Below are 22,069 nucleotides of genomic sequence, written 5' to 3' on the forward strand. Positions count from 1 at the left end.
ACACCCGTGATGTTCTTCGCATGATGACCCACCCGTAACATGACTCACGGTCAGGTGTCACGGGCCCTGGGTAAACCAAGGTCATGTCCAACATTCTGCGTATGCACGAGCACTTCGAGGATCCCCGCTCCGCGCCCGGCGCCTGGTCTCCCGGCGACCAGGTGTTGTGGCGCTATCTACGCGGCGATCAGGTCCTGGACTGCCGTCCGGTGACCGTCGTTCGCGACGACCCCGACCAACTCGCCGTCTGGCTGGCCGGGGGCACCTCCCGGGTCAAGCCGATGTTGCCGGACGGATCGGATATCCGTACCGCGCCGATCGAACGCAGATTCCGACTCGGCCGCATCCCCTCGATCGTCGAGTGGACCGGGACCGGGGTGCTGATGCTGGCCCGACCGGGCGAACCGTGGTCGGTCTGGTTGTTCTGGCAGGCCGACTGGCGCTTCTCCGGCTGGTACGTCAACCTCGAACGCCCGCGCACCCGGTGGTCCGGCGGGGTGGACACCGAGGACCACGTGCTCGACGTGTGGGTCACCCCGGACCGGCGCTGGGAGTACAAGGACCAGGACGAACTGGCCGCGTCCCGGGAGGCGGGTCGGCTCACCGACGAGCAGGTCGAGGCGATCGAGGCCGAGGGGCGGGCCGCCGTCGAGGCGATCCGGGCCTGGGGCGCGCCGTTCGACCAGGGGTGGGAGAACTGGCGCCCGGACCCGGCCTGGCCACTGCCCCAGCTCCCGGACGACTGGGCGGACAACGTCCGCATCGCCTAGCGAGCGGTTCCGGCCGATCGCGGCGGATCGGCCGGGGCCGTCGGCCGTCGGCCCTTCCCGGGCGGAGCTACTCCACCACCCGGACCGGCAGCGCGTCGACGGCGCGGCGCAGTGCCGCCGCCAGGTTCGCGAACTCCTCGCCCCGTCCCGTGCTGGATCGCATCACCAGGCCGATGCGCCGGTACGGGGCGGGCGCGACGAACCGGGACACCGCCAGTTGTGAGCCCGGTCGGGTCTCCACGTCGATCGCGGTCTGCGGCAGCAGGGTCACGCCCAGACCGCCCGCGACCAGTTGCACCAGGGTGGGCAGGCTCGCCGCGCGGGTCGCGCCCGCCTCGCCCGCGCCCACCTCGCGGCATACGTCCAGGGCCTGGTCGCGCAGGCAGTGGCCCTCGTCCAGGAGCAGCACGTCCAGGCCGCGCAGCGCCGCGCGGGGCACGTCGGACCGGCCCGCCAACTCGTGCCCCTCGGGCACGACCAGGGTGAAGTCCTCCTCGTAGAGCGGGATTTCCTCGACGCCGGAGATGCCGGACGGCAGCGCGAGCAGCAGCAGATCGAGTCGACCGCCGGTGAGCCCGTCCAGCAGCGAGCCGGTCTGCTCCTCGTGCACGTACAGCCGCAGCTCCGGATACTCCTCGCGGATCAGCCGCAACAGTGCCGGCAGCACGTACGGGGCCACGGTCGGGATCACGCCCAGGTGCAGTGGGCCGGTGAACGGGCGGCGGGCGGATTCCGCCTCGTCGACCAGATCGGCCAGCGCGTCCAACACCCGGCGGGTGTGCCGCGCGACCCGCTCGCCGGCCGGGGTGAGCAGGACCCGGCGGGTGGTGCGCTCGACGAGCTGGGTGCCCAGTGCCTCCTCCAGCGCGGCGATCGCTCCCGAGAGCGCGGGCTGGCTGGTGCCCACCGCTGCCGCGGCATCTCGGAAATGCAGATAGTCGGCGACTGCGGAAAAGGCCCTGAGCTGCGACAACGTCGGGGTGCGAGTGCTGATGGGAATCACCTGTCGAATACGTGCGGACGGTGGATCCCGCCGTCTTCCACGATAGGGCAACCGCTTCGATCGGCCCGGACGCGCGCCTGCGGCCCGCGGGCGCGGGCAGGGTTGTCACGCAGATGCCTTCATTTCCCGTCTACCCGCGGGTAGCTTTCTTTCGCTTCACAGTGCCCAAGTCCCCTTTGGGCGGCTCGTGCGTGTTCCTTCCATGCCACGAAGGCGAGGGTGCATGTCCACATTCGAGCGAGTGCGCAACAAGGTGCTACCGGTGGCGCTGATGGCCACCCTGATCGGCCTCACCGGCGGTCTGCCGGGCCAGGCGGCCGGCACGACCTCGGCGGGTCCCGCGGCCACCGCGCTGTCTCCCGGGCTGGAGACGATCCGGCAGCACGAGGCCCAAGCGCTGTACGGGAGCACCGGGATCAAACCGTTGGCCGAGCGCAAGACCTCGCTGATCTCGCTCGGTGACAGCGAGATCGCCGGCGAGGGCGTCGGCGTGTACGAACCCGGCACGGACGGCCCGGACAACTGGTGTCACCGGTCGCCCGACGCGGCCATCCACCGCACCGGGATCCCGGCCGACGTGACCTACAACGTCGCGTGCTCCGGGGCGTCCACCGTGAACATCCGAATCGGCGGCGCCAAGCAGTACGCCGACGAATTGGTGCAGTCGGACAACCTGGCGATCAAGGCGCGCAACACCAGGGTGCAACTGATCCTGCTGGTGGCGGGCGCCAACGACGACATCCAGTTCGGTCCGACCATGACCGACTGCGTGACCAGGCGGGTGTTGTTCCAGGGCGAGTGCTACGGCACCTACCAATCCGGCTGGCAGGCACGCGCCGACGCGATGCGGCCCAAGGTCGAGCAGACCGTCCGCGACCTGAAGACCACGATGGCGGACGCGGGTTACCTCGCCGGCGACTACAAGCTCGTGGTGATGGGCTACCCGTCGCCGATCGCCCCGGACGTCGAGGACAACCCGGACTTCCCCGGTTGGTACGGCGGCGGTTGTCTGGGCTACCTGCGCGACGCGGCGTGGGGGCGCAACGAGGCGGTGCCGATCTTCGAGCGGGCCGAGCGCCAGGCCGCGGCGAACACCGGCGCGACCTACCTGGACAACTCCCGGCTGTTCCACGGGCACGAGGTCTGTACCGACAACACGTGGGCGCGTGGGTTGTGGTTCGCCGGGCCGGACATCTTCGACCCGAACACCACCCGACAGAGCTTCCACCCCAACGCCCGGGGTCATCTGGCCTTCGCGTCCTGTCTGACCCGGCTCTACAACTCGGGCTGGAATCAGGCGAGTTGCGCGGACTCGGCAAGCACCGGGGCGGCCACTCTGTACCAGGGTGTGCTCAGTGCCGACTTCCGGCAACTGCGCAACGAGGGCGTCGGGTTGTGTGCCGACGCGTACGGCTTCTCCTCGCGCAACTACACCCCGGTGGGCCTGTGGGCGTGTCACGGCGGGCGCAATCAGGGCTTTTGGTACGACGCGGCGAACCAGTCGCTGCACACCGAGCTGAGTCAGGACCGGTGTGTGGATCCGTTGGGCGGCGGGCGCAGTTCGGGTACCGCGCTGGTGTTGTGGAACTGCAACGGCGGCGGCAACCAGCGCTTCGTCGAGGTCGCGGGCACGCTGCGACCGGCCGATACCCAATCCCTGTGCGTGGCACCGGCGGCTGCGGACGCGACGGTGGGCGCCAAGCTGGTGCTGGCCGGATGCGACGGTTCGGCGGCGCAGCGCTGGGTGAAGGAGCCCGGGCAGTCGGTGCGCTTCGCCGAGTTGAAGGCCGGGGGTACCGCCAAGTGCCTGGACGTGGACGGCGGCGAGATGAGCTCCGGGCGCGGTGTGCTGGCCTGGGACTGCACGGGCAACACCAACCAGAAGTGGTGGCGCAACCCCGGCACGGGTCAACTGCACAGCCTCAAGGACCCGGCGTACTGCCTCGACAACCGCGGGGCCGCGGCGGCGGGTGCCGGGATGGGCATCTGGCGCTGTGACGACGCGCACGGCGCCTACCTGAACAACCTGCGCTTCGACGTGGGCGCGGACGGCCGACTGATCAGCCGGGTCTCCGGGCTGGTCGCGACCGCGCCGAGCGCGGGCAACGGCGCGATCACCCAGCAGCCTGCCGGAGGCTCGGCGGCGCAGCAGTGGACGGCGGGCACCTCGGTGCCGCTGCCGTACTCGGTGATCCCGTACGACGCCTACTGATCCGGGCGTCGAACCCGCGGCCCCCGCCCCGAGCACGGGTGGGGGCCGCGGCCTGCCGTCCTACGGTCGATCCCGGTCCTTGCGGAAGCGGTCGATCTCGGGGTGTTGCGAGTCCTTGCGGAAGCGGTCGCCCGGGTCGCCGGGGCGGGGGTCGTGGTCGAATTCGCGCCGGCGCTGTTCCTTGCGGCGCTTCGCCTTGACCGTCACGCCGCCCATGATCGCCATGCCCTTGACCACCACGACGGGTGCGCGCGGATCGTCGGTGTACTGCTCGTGCACGTCGAAGCCGCCCATGAAGCCGAACCCGTGATCGCGGACGGTGACGCCCTCCGGGATCCGGATGTCGATGCCGCCCCAGATGGTGAACACGTTGATCACCAGCTCGGGTTCGTCGAACACCGCGTCGGTGAGGTCGATCTCCACGCCGCCCATCACCGCGACCGCGTTCAGCTTCGAGCCCGCCCGCCAGCGGCCCTTGCGGGTCGAACTGCTCCAGAACGCGAACATGTTCGACCGGGCCGGGCGGGGCGGCACCGCGTTGGCCGCCGCGAGTTCGTAGCCGATCGGGCCCGGCGCGGGGAGATCGGCGATGAGCGGTTCGAGTTGGCGCAGCGTCTTCGCGGCCAGCGCCGCGTCCACCCGCTCCGCGTGTTCGTCGGCGGTCAGCCGGCCCTCCGCGAGCGCGTCCCGCAACACGTTGACGTAGCGGTCGCGGTCGGCGTCGGAGGCACGCAGCTCGGGGGTGGGCGGCTGGGCTCGACGCTCTGGGCTGTTGTCCACGAGGTAAATCTAACTCGCGGGTGCAACGGCCGGGAGTACGGACCGGGCGAGCAGTCGCACCGCTTCGCGCAGTCGGTCGGGCGAGAGCCCGGCGTATCCGATGATCACCGCGGGCGGGCCGGCGGTGATCGCGCGCAACTCGGCCATCGGCGCCACCCGCACGCCGTGTTCCCGGGCCCGCCGTACGGTGGCGAACTCGTCGGAGCCGGGCGGCAGTTCGACGTAGAGATGGATGCCCGCGGCGATGCCGTGCACGCGGGCCGCGGGCAGGTGCTCGGCGAGCGCCTCGGCCACCGCGTCGCGGCGGATCCGGTAGTGCGCGCGCATCGTGCGCAGGTGGCGCTCGTACGCCCCGGTGGCCAGCATGCGGACCAGGGTCAGTTGGGGGAGGGTGGCCGAACCCAGATCGGCGTTGGTCTTGAGCTCGTGGATCCGCTCGATCAGCGGCGCGGGCAGCACCGCCCAGCCCAGCCGCATCCCGGGCGCCAGCGCCTTGCTGGTCGAACCCAGGTGCACCACCCGATCCGGGGCCAGGCCCTGGAGGCAGCCGACCGGGTCGCGGTCGTAGCGGAACTCGGCGTCGTAGTCGTCCTCCACGATCAGCGCGTCGTTGGCGCGCGCCCAGTCGACCAGGGCCGCGCGGCGGCGGGGCGACAGGACCACGCCGGTGGGGTATTGGTGCGCCGGGGTGACCAGCACCGCGCGAGCGCCGGTACGGGCCAGCGCGTCGACGTCGATGCCCTCGGAGTCGGTGCGGGCGTAGGCGACACCGAGGCCGTGGGTGGTGAAGACGTCGCGCTGGCGATCGCTGGAGGGGTCCTCCACCGCGAGCACGTCCAGGCCGCGTCGGCGCAGTGCCTGGGAGACCAGGGACAGGCCCTGGGCCACGCCGTCGACCACCACGATGTGTTCGGGGCGGGCCTGTGCGGCGCGGACCCGGCCCAGGTAGTCGGTCAGCGCGACGCGCAGTTCGCTCGTGCCGGACGGGCCGGGGTAGCCGAACGCGCTGTGCGGGGCGGTGTGCAGCACGTGCCGGGTCGCGGCCGACCACGCGGCGCGCGGGAACGCGGCCAGATCGGGCACCCCGGGCTTGAGGTCGTGGGTGATCGGGACGGTCGGCTCCGGGCCGCCCGGGTCGGCCGGTTGCGGCGCGGTGCAGGCCGCGGTGACCCGGGTGCCGGAGCCGTGCCGCGAGGTCAGATAACCCTCGGCGACCAGTTGCTCGTAGGCGTCGACGACCATGCCCCGGGAGACGCCCAGGCTCTCCGCGAGCGCCCGGGTGGACGGCATGCGAAAGCCGGCCGGGAGTCGGCCGGAGCGGATCGCGGCCCGCAGGCCCGCCTGCACCTGGGCGCCGAGCCGGCCCGCCGATCGGTCGAGGTGGACGAGGAGTTCACGCACTCGGGACACCTGCCCTCGGGTTCGCCGGGGCCGACCGGTGCGTCGGCGATCCGGAATTGGTCCGGTTTTTCGGCCCGGAAGTGGCTCTGCCGGGGAATCCACCGGCTTCCTAACGTTACGTCACATGAAGCCCTCCTCGATGTCTCCCCGTTCGATCGGTCTGGTGTGCGCGGCGTCCGCACAGGGGCTGATCGGTGCCGCCGCCGGGGTCTCCGCGGTGTTGTCGGACTATCCGGTGACCGGCGGCCAGATGGTGCGCTACGCGGTGGCCGCGCTCGTGTTGTTCGGGGTGCTGCGGCTGCGCCGGATCCCGCTGCTGCGGCCGACCCGGCGGGAGTTGCTCCGGCTGGGGCTGCTCGCGTTGTGTGGCCAGACCCTGTTCAACCTGTTCCTGTTCGCCGCGCTGGACCGGGCGGATCCGGCCACCGTGGGCAGCATCCTGGGCGCCACGCCGCTGTTGCTGGTGCTGGCCGCGCCGGTGCTGGGCGGGCGACGGCCGAGCCGGTCGGTGCTGCTCGCCTCGCTGGTGGTGGTCGCGGGGGCGGCGACGGTGCAGGGGCTCGGCGGCGGTACGGCACTCGGGTTGCTCTTCGCGTGCGGGGTGGCGTTGTGCGAGATGGGCTTCACGCTGATCGCGGTGCCGCTGCTGCCGCGACTGGGGGCCTGGCGGATCGCCGCGTACGCGACCGCGATGGCGATTCCGCAGATGGTGGTGGTGGGGGTGTTCACCGACGGCGGCGAGATGCTCCGGATGCCGTCCGGGACCGAGTTGGCCGCCCTGCTCTACCTGGCGCTGCCGCTCACCGCCGGGGCGTTCCTGCTGTGGTACTCGGCGCTGGCCCGGATCGAGCCGGAGCGGGCCGGGCTGTTCATGGGGCTGGTACCGGTGACGGCGGCGATGTCCGGGCTGGTCCTGGGCACCGGTGCGCCGACGGTGGGGCAGTTCGGCGGCGCGCTCCTGGTCGGACTGGGCGTGGTGCTGGGCATGCGGGCCGAACACGGCGACCCGGCGGTGCCGGAAGCGGTGTCGGAAGCGGTGTCGGTCGGGGAGTCGGCCGCGGAAATCTCCGCGCGGCCCGCAACACCCGTGGGCCCGCCGCCCACAAACCGATGACAACGTTCATCGGACCGAGGAGCGCGACTTGGACGGGCCCACCATCGGGGACGTGACCGGGATCGCACGCGAGGTGCACGCGTCGCGCCGGATAGCCGGTCGGCGTCTGCTCGACGCCGACGACCTGGTCCGGATCGAGGAGCGGCTGGACGCCGAGGCGGCGGCCCGACGGGTCTACCGGGCGATCGAGCGGCTGTCCGAGGCCGATCGCGCGGTGCTCGAACTGGTCAACCTGGACGGGTTGGACGTGACCGAGGCGGCGGCGCTCGGCATCCGCCCGGTGTCGGCTCGGGTGCGGTTGCCTCGGGCCCGCCGGCGGCTGACGGAGGAGCTGAAGGCGGACCGGGACGAGCCGACCCGCCCGGCACCGGGGGACGACCGGCGTACCGAGGGTGATCACGGCGGACAATTGCGGCTCGTTCGGGTCCTTCGCCCTCGCCACCGGTGCGGTGGCCCCGTGCGAGCTCGAACCTCGGCCCGGCTACCGGCCGCCGCCGTGGGACGGTGACAAACCTCCGTACTCGCCGGGCGCGCGCTACCACCCGGCGCCGCCGGTGACCTCGGGGCCGTGACCGATTCGGGGCCGCTCTACCCTGGAGCAGGCCCCGTTACCGCATGAGTGAGGATCACGATGCCCGCCCCTGAGAACACCTTCAGCGCCTACACGGACCTGCTGCCGCTGGGGGAGGACACCACGCCGTACCGGCTGCTGACCGCCGACGGCGTGTCCACGTTCGAGGCGGGCGGGCGGCGGTTCCTCAACGTCGATCCCGAGGTGATCACGCTGCTCGCGCGGACCGCGATGCGCGACATCTCGCACCTGCTGCGGCCCGGCCACCTGGCCCAGGTCGCGCGGATCCTGGAAGACCCCGAGGCGTCGGCCAACGACCGCTTCGTCGCGTTGGACCTGCTCAAGAACGCCAACATCGCGGCCGGCGGCGTGTTGCCGATGTGCCAGGACACCGGCACCGCGATCGTGATGGGCAAGCGCGGCCAGCACGTGCTCACCGACGGGCGGGACGAGGAACACCTGTCCCGAGGCATCTCCAACGCGTACACCGAGCTGAACCTGCGCTACTCGCAGATGGCCCCGCTGACCATGTGGGACGAGAAGAACACCGGCAACAACCTGCCCGCCCAGATCGAGCTGTACGCGACTCCCGGCGAGGCGTACAAGTTCCTGTTCATGGCCAAGGGCGGCGGCAGCGCCAACAAGTCCTACCTGTACCAGGAGACCAAGGCCGTCCTGAACCCGCAGAGCATGCTGCGCTTCTTGGACGAGAAGATCCGCTCCCTGGGCACCGCGGCCTGCCCGCCGTACCACCTGGCCATCGTGGTCGGCGGCACCAGCGCCGAGCACGCGCTCAAGACCGCGAAGTACGCCTCCACCCGTTACCTGGACACGCTGCCCGGCCAGGGCTCGCCGCTGGGTCACGGCTTCCGCGACGTCGAGTTCGAGGCCGAGGTGCTCAAGCTGACCCAGCAGATGGGCATCGGCGCGCAGTTCGGCGGCAAGTACTTCTGCCACGACGTGCGGGTGATCCGGCTGCCCCGGCACGGCGCGTCCTGCCCGGTGGCGATCGCGGTGTCCTGCTCGGCGGACCGTCAGGCGCTGGCCAAGATCACCGCCGAGGGCGTGTTCCTGGAGGAGCTGGAGACCGACCCGGCCAAGTACCTCCCGGACACCACCCACGAGGACCTGGACGACACCGTCGTGCAGATCGACCTCAACCGGCCGATGAGCGAGATCCGGGCCGAGCTGTCCAAGTACCCGGTCAAGACCCGGCTGTCGCTGTCCGGACCGGTCGTGGTCGCACGCGACATCGCACACGCGAAGATCAAGGAACTGCTGGACGCGGGCCAACCGATGCCGCAGTACCTGCGCGACCACGCGGTCTACTACGCGGGCCCGGCCAAGACCCCCGAGGGCTACGCGTCGGGTTCGTTCGGCCCGACCACGGCAGGCCGGATGGACTCCTACGTCGAGCAGTTCCAGGCCGCGGGCGGCTCGTTCGTGATGCTGGCCAAGGGCAACCGCAGCAAGCAGGTCACCGACGCGTGCCAGGCACACGGCGGCTTCTACCTCGGTTCGATCGGCGGCCCGGCGGCCCGGCTGGCGCAGGACTGCATCAAGAAGGTCGAGGTGCTGGAGTACCCGGAGCTGGGCATGGAGGCGGTCTGGAAGATCGAGGTCGAGGACTTCCCGGCCTTCATCGTGGTCGACGACAAGGGCCAGGACTTCTTCGCCGACGTGACCGTGCCGACCTTCCAGATCAACCGGCGCGCGTGACCTCCACCGGCCCGGGGGTCCCTCCCGGGCCGGCGGCGGTGGTCACGGCCGCTCCTCGGCGGCGAAGTCGAGCGGTGCGTCGAGCAGGGCCGCCAACTCGGCGGCGAACGCCCGGCTGCGTGGGCTTCCCGGGCCGTCCAGTGGGGCCAGGAAACGTTCGTGCAGGTCTCGGACGATGGCGATGGCGCGGCCGGTGACCTCGCGCCCCTGCTCGGTGAGCGTCAGCCGGATCGCCCGGCTGTCGGTGGCGTCCCGGGTGCGCCCGATCACGCCCGCGCCCTCCAGGGCCCGGGCCAGCTTGGAGACGTAGAGCGCCTCCAGGCCGGTGTGGTCGGCGAGTTCGCGTTGACTGGGGCTGCGGCCGGAGCGTTCCATGCCGTACAACGAGGCCAGCAGCGAGTACTGCGCGTGGGTCAGGCCCAACGGTCCGACGGCCCGATCGACCGCCACCCGCCACTTCATCGACAGGCGCCAGACCAGGAAGCCGGGTGTCGCGCCCTCGGTTGTCGTACTCATGGGCAATACGGTATATGGCTACTATTTCTTCGCGTCGGATGTCCTTGACGTTTCCTTACGGTTACTTGTCGTCGTGTTGTCGCGAAGGTGCGCATGCGCCGGTTCGGCTCGGGTAGGCGACGGACACACCCGACCGAAGGAGACCAGCGTGACGGACCTGACGGCACGGATCGACATGGTCCGCGGCACCCGCACCGCGACCTGGACGCCCCCGGCGGCCGGCGCGTGTGCGACCGTGGATCGGCAGTTGTTCGTCGGTGCTCCGGGGGAGCCCGCCGTTGCCCGTCTCGCCCGCGAGGAGGACGCCAAGCGCGTCTGCGCACGCTGCTCCGTCCTGCTCGAATGCCGCGCGAGCGCGCTGGCCGAGACGACCCCGGCCGGCGTGCGCGGCGGCCTGACCTCGAACGAGCGTGGTGCGGTGCGTCGACGCCGCGCCCAGCGCTGAGGGCCGGCGCCGCTCCCCGGTCAGCTCGGGTGCCGGTCGGCCTCACCGACGATGTGGTCGCGCGGGGTATCGGTGGTCAGCCGGGCCAGTTTGTGCAACAGCGCGGTCAGTTCCTCGGATTGCTCCGGTGACCAGTCCGCCATCACCTCGGTGAGGATCTGCCGACGGGCCTCGACCAGCGCCTCCAGCGCCTCGTGGCCCTTGGCGGTGAGCGTCATCGTGCCCTCGCCCAGCCGCTCGATGTAGCCGGCGAAGGTCAGTTCGTCGGCGTAACGGCGGACCCGGTCCTCGGATTCGTGGAGTCGGCCCGCGAGGTCGGGGATCGAGATCGGGCTCAACTGGTCGAGTTGCACGAGTCCGTACGCGCACGGCACCGACAGGTCCACGCCCGAGCGCTGGATCATGCGTTCGTAGCGGGACCAGCCGTTCTCCCGGCGCACCATCTGGGCCATCGCGCGCTCGATCTCGTCCACCGAACTGCGCGAGGTCGGCGACATCAGCGGCGTGCGCTCGGTCTCGCGGGTGGCCTCGCGCAGCGGGACCTCCTTGAGCAGGAAGGACAGCAGGAACGCGACCAGCACGATGCAGGAGGCGGCCAGGAACACCGTCTGCAACGACTGGGCGTAGGCGTGGATGAAGCCGGTCTTGGACGCGGGCGGCAGCTTGTTCAGGTCGGCCGGGTTGATCGCGGACGGCGACCCCGCGCTCGTTCCCGGCGGCATGGCCTCGCCGCGTTCCGCCGCCTCGCGCAGGTGCACCGTGAGCCGGTTGTTGAAGATCGTGCCGAAGATCGCCGCGCCGAACGAGCCGCCGATGGACCGGAAGAAGGTGGCGCCGGCGGTGGCCACGCCAAGGTCCGCGTAGGGCACCGAGTTCTGCACGGCGAGCACGATCACCTGCATGACCAGACCCAGGCCGATGCCGAAGACCAGCATGTACAGCGAGGAGGCGGCCGTGGTGGTGAACTCGTCCATCCGCGACATCAGGAACATGCCGACGGCCATCACGGCGGTGCCCACGATCGGGTAGATCTTGTATCTGCCGGTCCGGCTGATCAGTTGCCCGCTGACGATCGAGGTGACCAGCAGACCGCCCATCATCGGCAACAGGCGCAGGCCCGATTCGGTGGGCGTGGTGCCGTTGACGACCTGCATGAACAGCGGCAGGAAGCTCAGCCCGCCCATCATCGCGAAGCCGACGATGAAGCCGATGCCCGCGGTCACCGAGAAGATCCGGTTGGCGAAGAGCTTGAGCGGCAACATCGGCTCCGGCGCGCGTCGCTCGACCGCGACGAACCCGACCAGCAACACCACCGCCGCGACGCCCAGTCCGACGATCTGCGCGGAGGCCCACGGGTAGGTGGTGCCGCCGAAGGTGCTGAGCAGGACCAGGCACGTGGTGCCGCCGGCCAACAGCGTGATGCCGAGGTAGTCGATGCTCGGCCGGGCGTGGATCTCCTTGGTGTGCAGCGCGGCGGCGATCACCACGAGCGCGATCACACCGATCGGCAGGTTGATGTAGAACACCCAGCGCCAGGAGAGGTGGTCCACGAAGAAGCCGCCGAGCAGCGGCCCGGCCACCGAGGTGACCCCGAACACCGCGCCGAACAGGCCCTGATAGCGCCCACGCTCACGCGGTGGCACCACGTCGCCGATGATCGCCTGGGACAACACCATCAGGCCGCCGCCACCGAGCCCCTGGATCGCCCGGAACGCGATCAGCTCGAACATGCCCTGGGCGATGCCGCACAACACCGAGCCGATCAGGAAGATCACGATCGACGCCTGGTAGAGCTTCTTGCGCCCGAACAGGTCGCCGAGCTTGCCCCACAGCGGGGTGCTCACGGTCGAGGCGAGCAGGTACGCGGTGACCACCCAGGACAGGTGGTTGAGCCCGCCGAGATCGCCGACGATGGTCGGCAGCGCGGTGGAGACGATGGTCTGATCGAGCGCGGCCACCAACATCCCGAGCATCAACCCGGTCAGGATCAGCCCGAGTCGGGGCGCCACCTCCGCTTTACCCCGGCCGCCGCCATGGCCATCGGCGGTTTTGGCATGCCTACCGCGCGGCGCGCTCATCCGGGGGCCTCCTCGATCGATGCTCAAGGAGACTCCCCGCAAACAGGTACAAAATCCGCACCTATTCGTGGGACAAGCGTGCCGTGAGAGGACCCCGCTGGCCGAAGCACTCTCGGCCCGGCCGGCGTTCGAGGCCACCTCGGTCGAAGGCCGGGTCAGACCCCGGCCGCACGGCTAACGTGCGTGGTCGAAGTCGATCGCGCTGTACGCCCGCAGCTTGGCGAGCCGGTGCTGGCTGTCGATCTGCCGGATCGTCCCGCTCTTGGAGCGCATCACCAGCGACGAGGTGAGCGCCGTGCTGGAGCGGTACCGCACCCCGCGCAGGAGTTCGCCGTCGGTGATGCCGGTCGCGACGAAGAAGACGTTGTCCCCGCGCACCAGGTCGTCGGTCAGCAACACCCGCGACAGGTCGTGCCCCGCGTCGATCGCCTTCGCTCGCTCGGCCTCGTCCTTGGGCCACAGGCGCCCCTGGATCACGCCGCCCATGCACTTGATCGCGGCGGCGGCGATGATGCCCTCGGGCGTGCCGCCGATGCCGAGCAGCAGGTCGACGCCGGTGCCGTCCTTGGCTGCCATGATCGCGCCGGCCACGTCGCCGTCGGTGATGAACTTGATCCGGGCGCCGGCCTCGCGGATCTCCTTGACCATCGAGTCGTGCCGGGGCCGGTCCAGGATGCAGACCGTGACGTCCTCCACGGCGCTGTGCTTGGCCTTGGCCACCCGGCGGATGTTCTCCGCGATCGGCGCGGTCAGGTCCACCACGTCGGCGGCCTCGGGGCCGGTGACCAGCTTCTCCATGTAGAACACGGCCGAGGGGTCGTACATGCTGCCCCGCTCGGACACGGCCATCACCGCGACCGCGTTGTTCATGCCCTTGGCGGTCAGTGTGGTGCCGTCCACCGGGTCGACCGCGACGTCGCACTCGGGTCCGGAGCCGTCGCCGACCCGTTCTCCGTTGAACAACATCGGGGCGTCGTCCTTCTCGCCCTCGCCGATCACCACGATGCCGTTCATCGACACGGTGTGGATCAGGCCGCGCATCGCCTTCACGGCGGCGCCGTCCGCGCCGTTCTTGTCACCTCGACCGACCCAGCGGCCGGCCGCCATCGCGGCGGCCTCGGTGACCCGGACGAGTTCGAGTGCGAGGTTGCGGTCCGGGGCTTCCGGCGCGACTTCGAGCTGCGGAGGTACAGATTGGTCCGTCATCTGGCGGGCCTTCCTGTAGGGGAACCGGTCCGTACCACGGGGGGTGCCCTGATCCCCCGGAGCCGTGCGTCATCGCTGCGGGTGGCACGACGATTGCGCGGCCCCGAGTCCGGACTGGTTCCAACGGGATTGCCCCGATGTTATCGGTGAGCGGTGGTATCGGTGCAGGTAGCCCGTGCAAAACGAGTCCGCGCGGAATGCGACCATGTTCGGGTGGCGACGAAGTCGGGTCGACAGACCGTTCGAGACATGGTTCTTTCCTTGGGAGCGTGCGGCCTGGTGGTCGGTGCGCTGTTCCTGGTGGCACCGCACAACGGTGCGGATCCGGTGAAGCGGGTGCCCTACGAGCTCTCCTTCCGGCAGGCGGCCCGGGTCTCGCCGTATCCGCTGCTCGCCCCGCAGGGGCTGACCGAGCGGTGGCGGGCGACCTCGGTGAACTTCGTGGGGTACGACCGCAACCGGACCACGTGGCACATCGGCTTCATCAACCCGAACGACAGGTACGCCGCGGTCGAGCAGACCAACGGCTTCACCGACGAACTCGTCCGGGACAAGGGCAAGCGCGGGCAGCCGATCGGCAACCGGGACGTGGCCGGGGAGCAGTGGAAGGCGTACGACGGCCCCAAGTATCGCTCGCTGGTCCGAGTCCACGACGGCGTGACCACGATGGTCACCGGCAATGCGACTTTCGAGGATTTGACCGTTCTCGCCGCATCCCTGCGAACTGCCGCCGGCTGAGCCGAAACCCGGCGGATCCGCCGGACGTATCAGGGCGACCCGGGCGGTCCACTGCGCAGGATGTACAGCGGGTTGTAAAGATTCCGTAAAGACCACGCGGCTTCCTCTGCCCCGCGCGTTACTCCCGCACCTAGGGTCCGGAAGCCCGGTCGAATGTGTGTCGGCATCGTCGTGACCCGACGGTTGCCCTCATGTGTCCGCCGGGCTTTCCGAGTCGGCCCGACGTCGTGTGCGCTTGATCAGATCCCACGCGACGTCGCTTTGCGTCCGGGGATCGTTCCCCGGTCGGAAAGGGGAGCACGTTGAGTCCAGCGATACCCGGGAGGGGCCCGACGCCTGCGAACGGCGTCCGGCGGGTCAAACGCCGTGTGGCACTGCTGTCCGTATCCGCGCTAGCGATCACGGGACTTGCCGCTACGACCGCCCCTTCCACCTCGGCCGCGCCTACGCGCGTCGACACGACGCGCGCGGTGTGGAACCCGGGCCCCGAGGACCACTACGTCAACTCCATCGACGCGGCCGTCGACACGAGCGCCGTCCCCGGCGACCCGGCCGTGGCCGCGTCGGCGAAGGCGCGGAACGCCGCGGCCGACCGCAAGAACTCCGACGGCAACCCCCGTGCCGCCGCCCAGATCAAGGCACTCGAGGCCGAGGCCGGGCGCACCGGCAAGAGCCCGGCCGAGCTCAAGGCCGAGCGCAGCGGCAAGCCCGTCGACGCCAAGCAGACAGCGAAGCTGCTGACCGTCCTGGTCGAGTTCAACGACAAGGCCAACGACGACTTCTCGGGCTTCAAGCGCCCGACCAGCGTTTCGGATCCGACCTGTGTCACCGAGCCCCCCGGCACCATCAAGAACGGGCCGCTGCACAACCAGATCCCGAACCCGGCGCTGAACCCGAACGACAACAACTCGCAGTGGGTGCCGAACTTCGACCAGACCCACTTCAACAAGATGCTGTACTCCAAGGACGGCATCACCCAGCGCATGCGCACCGACCTCACGGGGCCGGACGGCAAGCCGGGCATCAGCCTCGCGGGCCAGACCATGCGCAACATGTACGAAGAGATGTCGGCCGGAAAGTACTCGGTTTCCGGCGAGGCGACGCCGTGGGTCAAGGCGCCGCACTCCGAGGCCTGGTACGGCGCGGGCGCCTGTGGCAACGCGCGGCAGGACAACAGCGGCAGCCCGGACAACCCGCTCGGCGCGCAGAAGCTGGCGATCGACGCGGTCGACGAGCTGGCCAAGCAGCAGCCGAACTTCCCGTGGTCGGACTACGACAAGGAAGACCCGGGCGACGCCGACCACGACGGCAACACCCAGGAGCCCGACGGCGTGGTGGACCACCTGGTCCTGGTGCACGCGGGCAAGGACAAGTCGGCCGGCGGCGGCGCCGAGGGCACCTACTCGATCTGGGCGCACGCGAGCACCGTGCTCTTCGGCCACCAGGTGCCCGGCAGCAACATCAAGATCGCCAACTACATCGTGCAGCCCGAGGACTCGGGAGTGGGCGTGTTCGCCCACGAGTTCGGCCACGACCTGGGCCTGCCCGACCTGTACGACAACTTCAGTGCCGGCGAGACGGACCTGAACTTCTGGGACCTGATGTCGGCCGGTTCGCACACCGGTCCGCTGTTCCAGTCGCAGCCCGCGCACATGGGCATCTGGGACAAGTACGCGCTCGGTTGGCTGACCCCGGACGTGATCAAGGTCGGTGACCGTCCCAAGGTCGCCACCCTGGGACAGGCCGCCAAGACGCCCAAGGGCACCTCGCGGGGTATCCGGGTGAACCTGCCGAACAAGCAGGTCAAGGTCGGCGCGCCGCACGGCGGTCAGAACATGTGGTACTCCGGTCAGGACCAGGCTTGGTCCGACATCCGGATCGAGCGCGACATCGCGGTGCCCGCCGGCTCGGACGTGAAGTTCTGGATGTGGAACGACTACGTCATCGAGCAGGACTGGGACTTCGGCTTCGTCGAGGTGTCCACCGACAACGGTGCCACCTGGAAGCAGCTCGCGGTCAAGGACGAGTCGGGCAAGCTGGTCACCACGCCGGCGGACTACCCGGACCCGACCAAGAACCTGGCCACCTTCCGCAAGACCAACGGTCTGACCGGTGACAGTGGCGGCTGGCGGCACGACAACGTCGATCTGACCCCGTTCGCGGGCCAGAACATCAAGCTGCGCCTGGACCTGAACACCGATGCGGCGTTCATGGAGAAGGGTTGGTTCGCCGACGACTTCTCGCTCACCAACGGCACCACCACGGTGTGGTCGGACGACGTCGAGAGCGGCGACAACGGCTGGACCGCGATCAAGGGCACCAACGCGATCACCAGCGGCAACGGCTGGGGTCGTACCAGCGGCACCTTCGAGCGCGAGCAGTACTACCTGCTGGAGTGGCGCAACCTGTCCGGCTTCGACGAGGGTCTGAAGTACGCGTACACCTCGGGCGCGAACGGCAAGACCAACCGCGTCCCGTACAACGCGCCGGGCATGCTGGTGTGGCTGCGCGACAACCAGTACCAGAACAACGGCGTCAACTTCAACATCGACAACGGGCCCTCGTGGGGCCCCAAGGGCGAGTTGTTGATCGTCGACTCGCACCCGGACCCGCTGCGCTACACGGGCGACGCCAAGGCGCAGTTCCCGCAGCCGGATCCGAACGTGGCGAACATCGAGAAGCGCAACGTGTTCGCCAACCTCCCGAGCCGGCCGCAGGCCGCGAACGCGGCGTTCGGCTTCATCAAGACGGCGCCGTTCACGGACTGCATCCCCGGCACCGTCTACTGCACCTCGATCAAGGCGCAGGAGCCGGTGACGCTGTTCACCGACACGCTCGGCTGGGCGCCGGGCACCGAGCTGTACAAGGGCCGTGTGGTGCCCAAGGACCGCTACGGCTCGACCGTGGTTCCGGCCAAGGGCCCGTACACGACCAAGGTCACCAAGGCGGACGGTTCGCTGGACCGGGACAGCTTCGGCAAGTTGTTCCACGGTTCCGAGTTGGGCACGGGCAACCCGGGCTTCGACAAGGGCTACGGCGTGACCGCGCTGCCGGTGCTTCCGCTGCCGGGCAACTCCGGTGCGGTGGTCTGGATCCTGCCGGCTCAGAAGTAGCCGCACGCCCGATCATCCGTTGACGGTGGTCGGGTGAACCGGAAGGGGCGCTCTCGAACTCGGGAGCGCCCCTTCTGTCGTTCGTCCTTCGTTCGCTCAGTCGTCCGGGTCGGACCCGTCCGTCCCGGCCTCCGCGCGCTCGGCGCGGACCGCCGCGTCCAGCCGGGCCCGGGCGCCGTCGAGCCACTGCTCGCACACCACGGCGAGCTGCTCGCCGCGCTCCCACAGGGCCAGCGACTCCTCCAGGGTGATGCCGCCGGTCTCCAGGCGGCGCACGACCTCGATCAGCTCGTCGCGGGCCTGCTCGTAGGCCGGTGCCTCGTCCGGCGCGGATGCGGTCTGCTCGCTCATGCCGCCAGCCTAGGCCCTGGCCGGCGTCGGACCCGCGTGCGGATCACGGCCGGGCGGAGGTGATCCGCACGGCGGCCCCCTGCTCGGGACGCTCCCGCGAGAGCGGCCCGATCAGCGTGGCCGAGGCGCCGTAGGCGAGGTCGGGACCGGGATCCCCGGTACCGAGCACGGACCCCTTGTACGGCACGCCGTGGTGCGCCGGATCCGGCGCACCGTCCGGCGTGACCACCCGGGTGCTGTACGGACCGCGCGCGGGCACCACGGTGGACCCGTCGGTGAAGCGGTCCACCGGAGCGCCGTCGACGTACTCCACCCCCGGCGCCCAGCCGCGCTCGTCGCCGAACACACGCACCGGTTCGCGGGCCGCGAAGTCCTGACACCACGCGCCGTTGCCGTGGCACGCGCCGAACGCCGGTGTGGGCAGGAAGCCGAACGCGGCGTCCGCGGACTGGGCCCGGCTCTCCAGGTTCTTCCGGGGGTTGCCCTTGACCTGATGGTGCTCGCCCGCCTCGCCGGTCCACCGGCGCGGATCGGGATGCGCGTCCACGAGCAGCGTCTGCCCCTTGGCGCCGTAGCTGGGCGGCGCGCTCAGATTGAAGTTCACGCCGTTGTTCTGATACTCGGCGTCGCGCAGCCACACCAGCATGCCGGGCACGTCGTAGCTCAACCGGCGTACCCGCACACCGCGCGGGTCGCTGTGCTCCGTGGTGTACGCGAAGTTCAGGCCCCGGTCGAAGCCGACCGGCGCGCGCCACTCCATCAGGTAGTACTGCTCGCGCTCGACCCGTCCGGAGGTGCGGCCCCAGCCCGCCCCGCGGGTCACCGTGCCGGTGCCCTTGACCGGGGTCCAGCCGTTGTCGCCGTTCTCCACGTCGTCGGACCACACCGTGCCGGTGCCGTCGGTGAGCGCGAAGTCGTCGGCGAACCAGCCCTTCTCCATGAACGCGGCGTCGGTGTTCAGGTCCAGGCGCAACTTGATCGTCCGACCCGCGTACGGGGTCAGGTCCACGTGGTCGTGTCGCCATCCCTTGGTGTCGCCGGTGAGGCCGTTGACCTTGTGCAGTTCGGCGAGGTTGCGGTTGGGGTCGGGATAGTCGGGCGGGGTGCTGACCAGGGTGCCCGCGTCGTCGTGCACGGCGAGTTGGGTCCAGGTCGCACCGTCGTCGACGGACGCCTCGACGAAGCCGAAGTCCCAGTCCTGTTCGATGGTGTAGTCGTTCCACATCGAGAAGGTCGCGGAGCCGCCGGCGGGCACCGCCAGGTCGCGGACGATCCGGGTGTCGGACCATTCCTGATCCCGCTCCGAGTACCACATGTTCGCGCCGCTGTGCGGGGTGCCGATCCGGATCGTCTCGTTCGGCAGGTTCACCCGAACCGCGTCCCGGGTGCCCGCCCGCGGGTCGGCGGCGGCGCCGAGCAGCACGGTGCGCGCGCCGCCGCCGACCGGGACCACCGCCGGATCGATCCAGCCCAGCACGTACTTCGACCACGCGCCCAGGTGCGTGGGCATGCCCTGGAACAGCGGCCCGGCGTGCGAACCGGAGGACATCAGATCCCAGAAGTCGACGTCGGTCTCGCCGCCGCTGAAGTTGTCGTAGAGGTCGGGCAGGCCCAGGTCGTGGCCGAACTCGTGGGCGAACACGCCCACTCCGGAGTCCTCGGGCTGGACGATGTAGTTCGCCACCTTGAGGTCGGTGCCCGGGATCGTGTGTCCGCGCAGCACGGTGCTCGCGTGCGCCCAGATCGCGTAGGTGCCCTCGGCGCCGCCGCCGGCCGACTTGTCCTTGCCCGCGTGCACCAGCACGAGGTGGTCGATCACGCCGTCGGGCTCCCGGGTGTCGCCGTCGTTGTCGGCGTCGCCCGGGTCCTCCCGGTCGTAGTCGGACCACGGGAAGTCCGGCCGGGCGGCGGCCAGCGCGTCCACCGCGTCGGTGACGAACTGCCGTACGCCACGCGGGTTGTCCGGGCTGCCGCTGTTGTCCTGACGGATCGCGCCGCAGTGGCCCGCGGCGTACCAGGCCTCCGAGTGCGGGACGCCCACCCAGCCGGCCGCCTCGCCGCCGATCGAGTACGCGCCGTGCGACATCTCGCGGTACATGTTGCGCATGGTCAGGCCCGCGAGGTCGACGCCGGGTCGGCCGTCCGGGCCGGTCAGGTCGGGCCGGACCCGCTCGGTGATGCCCCGCTCGGAGTAGAGCATGCGTTCGTAGTGGGCGCGGTCGAAGTCCTCGACCCACAGCGTGTTGTTGTCCTGCCCGCCGATCGCCGGATCGGGCAGCAGGTTGTGCCTGGGGCCGTTCTTGACCGTGCCGGGCGGCTCGGTCACGCAGGTCGGATCGGCGATGCCGGCCGGCCGCTCGAAGCCCGAGAAGTCGTCGTCGGCCTTGTCGTTGAACTCCACCAGGACGGTCAGCAGCCGCGCGTCCTGCGGCGCGGCGCCGGCCTGCGCCCGCGGGCTCGTGCCGGTGCGTGCCGCGATCGCCTCGGCGCGGGCGAGCCGGCGGGCGGGGGCCGGGTTGCCCGCGGCGAACTTGCGATCGTAGTGCCGGGCCCGCTGCTCGGCCGCGAGCGCGTGTTCGCGCACCTCGGGCGAGGCGCCCGGCGGCCCGTCGGGGGGCAACGGGTCCCTGGGCGCGACGTAGTTGACGTAGGAGTCGGCGGCTGACGGATTCCACCGCGCGGGCGAGTCGTCGGCGGCGGCCACGGAGGACGTGGCGACGCCGGTGATCAACAGTGCGGACGCGGCGAGCAGATGACGCAACACACGCGCAAACTAAGCCGTTTTCGCCGCCGATCGGGTGAGACATCCCCACTTGTCATACGAACGGGTCAATTGATCAGTCCTTCGGGACGACCACGTCGAAGCGTCCGGCCGCGACGCGGGCGGTCAGCCGATCGCCGGCCGCCACCTCGGCGGGATCGCGGACCGCGTGCCCGTCCGCCCGCTGCAACACCGCGTAGCCGCGCTCCAGGGTGGCCGCGGGGGAGAGCGCGACGACCCGCGCGCGGGTGTGCGCGAGGTCGCTCGCGGCGTGGTCCAGGAGGTGCCGCAGGGTGCGCCGGGAACGCTCCACGAGCGCGGCCACCTCCTCCGCGCGCAGGTCCACCATGCGCTGCGGATCGGCCAGCACCGGCCGCGAACGGGCGGCCCGCAGACCCTGGTACTCCCGCTCCAACCGGGCGCGCAGCGCCAACCTCCCGCGATCGCGCACCTGATGCACCCGGTGCAACTCCTCGCGGATGTCCGGCACGATCCGCTTCGCGGCGTCGGTGGGCGTGGAGGCCCGGTAGTCGGCCACCAGGTCCAGCAGCGGCGAATCCGGCTCGTGCCCGATCGCGCTCACCACCGGCGTCGCGCACGCGAAGACGACCCGCACCAACTCCTCGCTGGAGAACGGCAACAGGTCCTCCACGCTGCCGCCGCCCCGGGCCACCACGATCAGGTCGACGTCCGGGTCGGCGTCCAACTCGCGGATCGCCGCGACCACCTGGGACACCGCGCTCACCCCCTGCACGGCGACGTTGCGCACCGCGAACCGCACGGCCGGCCAACGCCGCTTGGCGTTCTCCAACACGTCCCGCTCGGCGGCCGAGGCCCGCCCACAGACCAGCCCGACCCGATGCGGCAGAAACGGCAGCGGCTGCTTGTGCCGCGGATCGAACAGCCCCTCGGCGGTGAGCGCCCGCTTGAGCTGCTCCAACCGCGCCAACAACTCGCCGATCCCCACCGGCCGGATCTCCGCGGCCCGCAACGACAACGTCCCGCGCGCCCGATACCAATCCGCCTTCGCGTGCACGACCACCCGCGAACCCTCGGTCACGATGTCCCCGACGGCGTCGAACACCTTGCGGTAGCAGGTCACCGAGATCGACACGTCGTGCTCGGCATCGCGCAGCGTCATGAACACCACCCCGGCCCCCGGCCGCCGACTGAGCTGGGTGATCTGCCCCTCCACCCAAACGTCCCCGAGCCGATCGATCCACCCCCCGATCAACCGAGAAATCTCGGCCACCGGCAGAGGCGCGTCCGCAGAAGTAGTCAGAGCCATCCC

The 22,069-nt window shown here is 70.5% G+C and carries 16 protein-coding genes and 1 pseudogene; 8 read left to right on the forward strand and 9 right to left on the reverse strand.

Going from position 1 to position 22,069, the window contains the following annotated elements:
* The first annotated feature begins 83 nt into the window (after positions 1–83).
* Positions 84–770: a DUF402 domain-containing protein gene (locus ABZ374_RS24645; protein ID WP_360314529.1), complete on the forward strand. Its 687-nt coding sequence runs from the start codon at positions 84–86 to the stop codon at positions 768–770.
* A gap of 67 nt (positions 771–837) precedes the next feature.
* On the opposite strand, the gene ABZ374_RS24650 is transcribed toward ABZ374_RS24645, so the two are convergent.
* Positions 838–1,770 (reverse strand): hydrogen peroxide-inducible genes activator, encoded by a 933-nt coding sequence (locus ABZ374_RS24650; RefSeq protein ID WP_360314693.1) that lies wholly within the window; start codon positions 1,768–1,770, stop codon positions 838–840.
* 274 nt (positions 1,771–2,044) lie between these two features.
* On the opposite strand from ABZ374_RS24650, the gene ABZ374_RS24655 reads away from it, so the two are divergent.
* The gene (locus ABZ374_RS24655) at positions 2,045–3,985 is read left to right on the forward strand and encodes a ricin-type beta-trefoil lectin domain protein (protein WP_360314695.1); all 1,941 of its coding nucleotides are present in this window, start codon (positions 2,045–2,047) and stop codon (positions 3,983–3,985) included.
* A gap of 60 nt (positions 3,986–4,045) precedes the next feature.
* Here ABZ374_RS24655 and ABZ374_RS24660 read toward each other — a convergent pair whose 3' ends face one another.
* Positions 4,046–4,765, reverse strand: a complete 720-nt coding sequence (locus ABZ374_RS24660; RefSeq protein ID WP_360314531.1) for a DUF1707 domain-containing protein — start codon at positions 4,763–4,765, stop codon at positions 4,046–4,048.
* A gap of 9 nt (positions 4,766–4,774) precedes the next feature.
* A complete protein-coding gene (locus tag ABZ374_RS24665) occupies positions 4,775–6,166 on the reverse strand; it encodes a PLP-dependent aminotransferase family protein (protein ID WP_360314533.1) in 1,392 nt (463 codons plus the stop codon).
* 124 nt (positions 6,167–6,290) lie between these two features.
* Between ABZ374_RS24665 and ABZ374_RS24670 the strand changes: the two genes are divergently transcribed.
* From ABZ374_RS24670 to ABZ374_RS24680, 3 genes and pseudogenes are all read left to right on the forward strand, one after another.
* Entirely contained in the window at positions 6,291–7,280 is a 990-nt protein-coding gene (locus tag ABZ374_RS24670) for an EamA family transporter (RefSeq protein WP_360314535.1), read from the forward strand.
* Positions 7,281–7,365: 85 nt separating this feature from the next.
* Positions 7,366–7,788, forward strand: a pseudogene (locus ABZ374_RS24675) (sigma factor-like helix-turn-helix DNA-binding protein); the annotation flags it as partial.
* Positions 7,789–7,911: 123 nt separating this feature from the next.
* A complete protein-coding gene (locus ABZ374_RS24680) occupies positions 7,912–9,570 on the forward strand; it encodes a fumarate hydratase (protein ID WP_360314537.1) in 1,659 nt (552 codons plus the stop codon).
* 42 nt (positions 9,571–9,612) lie between these two features.
* On the opposite strand, the gene ABZ374_RS24685 is transcribed toward ABZ374_RS24680, so the two are convergent.
* A complete protein-coding gene (locus ABZ374_RS24685) occupies positions 9,613–10,086 on the reverse strand; it encodes a MarR family transcriptional regulator (protein ID WP_360314539.1) in 474 nt (157 codons plus the stop codon).
* A gap of 148 nt (positions 10,087–10,234) precedes the next feature.
* Here ABZ374_RS24685 and ABZ374_RS24690 point away from each other — a divergent pair, with 148 nt between their 5' ends.
* Positions 10,235–10,531, forward strand: coding sequence for a WhiB family transcriptional regulator (locus tag ABZ374_RS24690; protein ID WP_360314541.1), 297 nt, complete (start codon positions 10,235–10,237; stop codon positions 10,529–10,531).
* A gap of 20 nt (positions 10,532–10,551) precedes the next feature.
* Here the strand turns inward: ABZ374_RS24690 and ABZ374_RS24695 are convergent, their stop codons facing one another.
* Both ABZ374_RS24695 and glpX read right to left on the reverse strand, forming a co-directional pair.
* Positions 10,552–12,609: an MFS transporter gene (locus tag ABZ374_RS24695; RefSeq protein ID WP_360314543.1), complete on the reverse strand. Its 2,058-nt coding sequence runs from the start codon at positions 12,607–12,609 to the stop codon at positions 10,552–10,554.
* Between the two features lie 174 nt (positions 12,610–12,783).
* A complete protein-coding gene (gene glpX, locus ABZ374_RS24700; protein ID WP_360314545.1) occupies positions 12,784–13,815 on the reverse strand; it encodes a class II fructose-bisphosphatase in 1,032 nt (343 codons plus the stop codon).
* A 213-nt stretch (positions 13,816–14,028) separates the two neighbouring features.
* Between glpX and ABZ374_RS24705 the strand changes: the two genes are divergently transcribed.
* A complete protein-coding gene (locus ABZ374_RS24705) occupies positions 14,029–14,553 on the forward strand; it encodes a DUF4245 domain-containing protein (protein ID WP_360314547.1) in 525 nt (174 codons plus the stop codon).
* A gap of 470 nt (positions 14,554–15,023) precedes the next feature.
* A complete protein-coding gene (locus ABZ374_RS24710; protein WP_360314549.1) occupies positions 15,024–17,666 on the forward strand; it encodes an immune inhibitor A domain-containing protein in 2,643 nt (880 codons plus the stop codon).
* Between the two features lie 96 nt (positions 17,667–17,762).
* On the opposite strand, the gene ABZ374_RS24715 is transcribed toward ABZ374_RS24710, so the two are convergent.
* From ABZ374_RS24715 to xseA, 3 genes are all read right to left on the reverse strand, one after another.
* On the reverse strand, positions 17,763–18,017 hold the full coding sequence (locus ABZ374_RS24715) for an exodeoxyribonuclease VII small subunit (protein ID WP_360314551.1): 255 nt from the start codon (positions 18,015–18,017) through the stop codon (positions 17,763–17,765).
* Positions 18,018–18,060: 43 nt separating this feature from the next.
* The gene (locus tag ABZ374_RS24720; RefSeq protein ID WP_360314553.1) at positions 18,061–20,781 is read right to left on the reverse strand and encodes an immune inhibitor A domain-containing protein; all 2,721 of its coding nucleotides are present in this window, start codon (positions 20,779–20,781) and stop codon (positions 18,061–18,063) included.
* Between the two features lie 73 nt (positions 20,782–20,854).
* Positions 20,855–22,066 (reverse strand): exodeoxyribonuclease VII large subunit, encoded by a 1,212-nt coding sequence (gene xseA / locus ABZ374_RS24725; protein ID WP_360314555.1) that lies wholly within the window; start codon positions 22,064–22,066, stop codon positions 20,855–20,857.
* Between the last annotated feature and the right edge of the window lie 3 nt (positions 22,067–22,069).

Origin of the sequence: Embleya sp. NPDC005971, assembly GCF_040629175.1 — a bacterium.
Classification (GTDB): Bacteria; Actinomycetota; Actinomycetes; order Streptomycetales; family Streptomycetaceae; genus Embleya.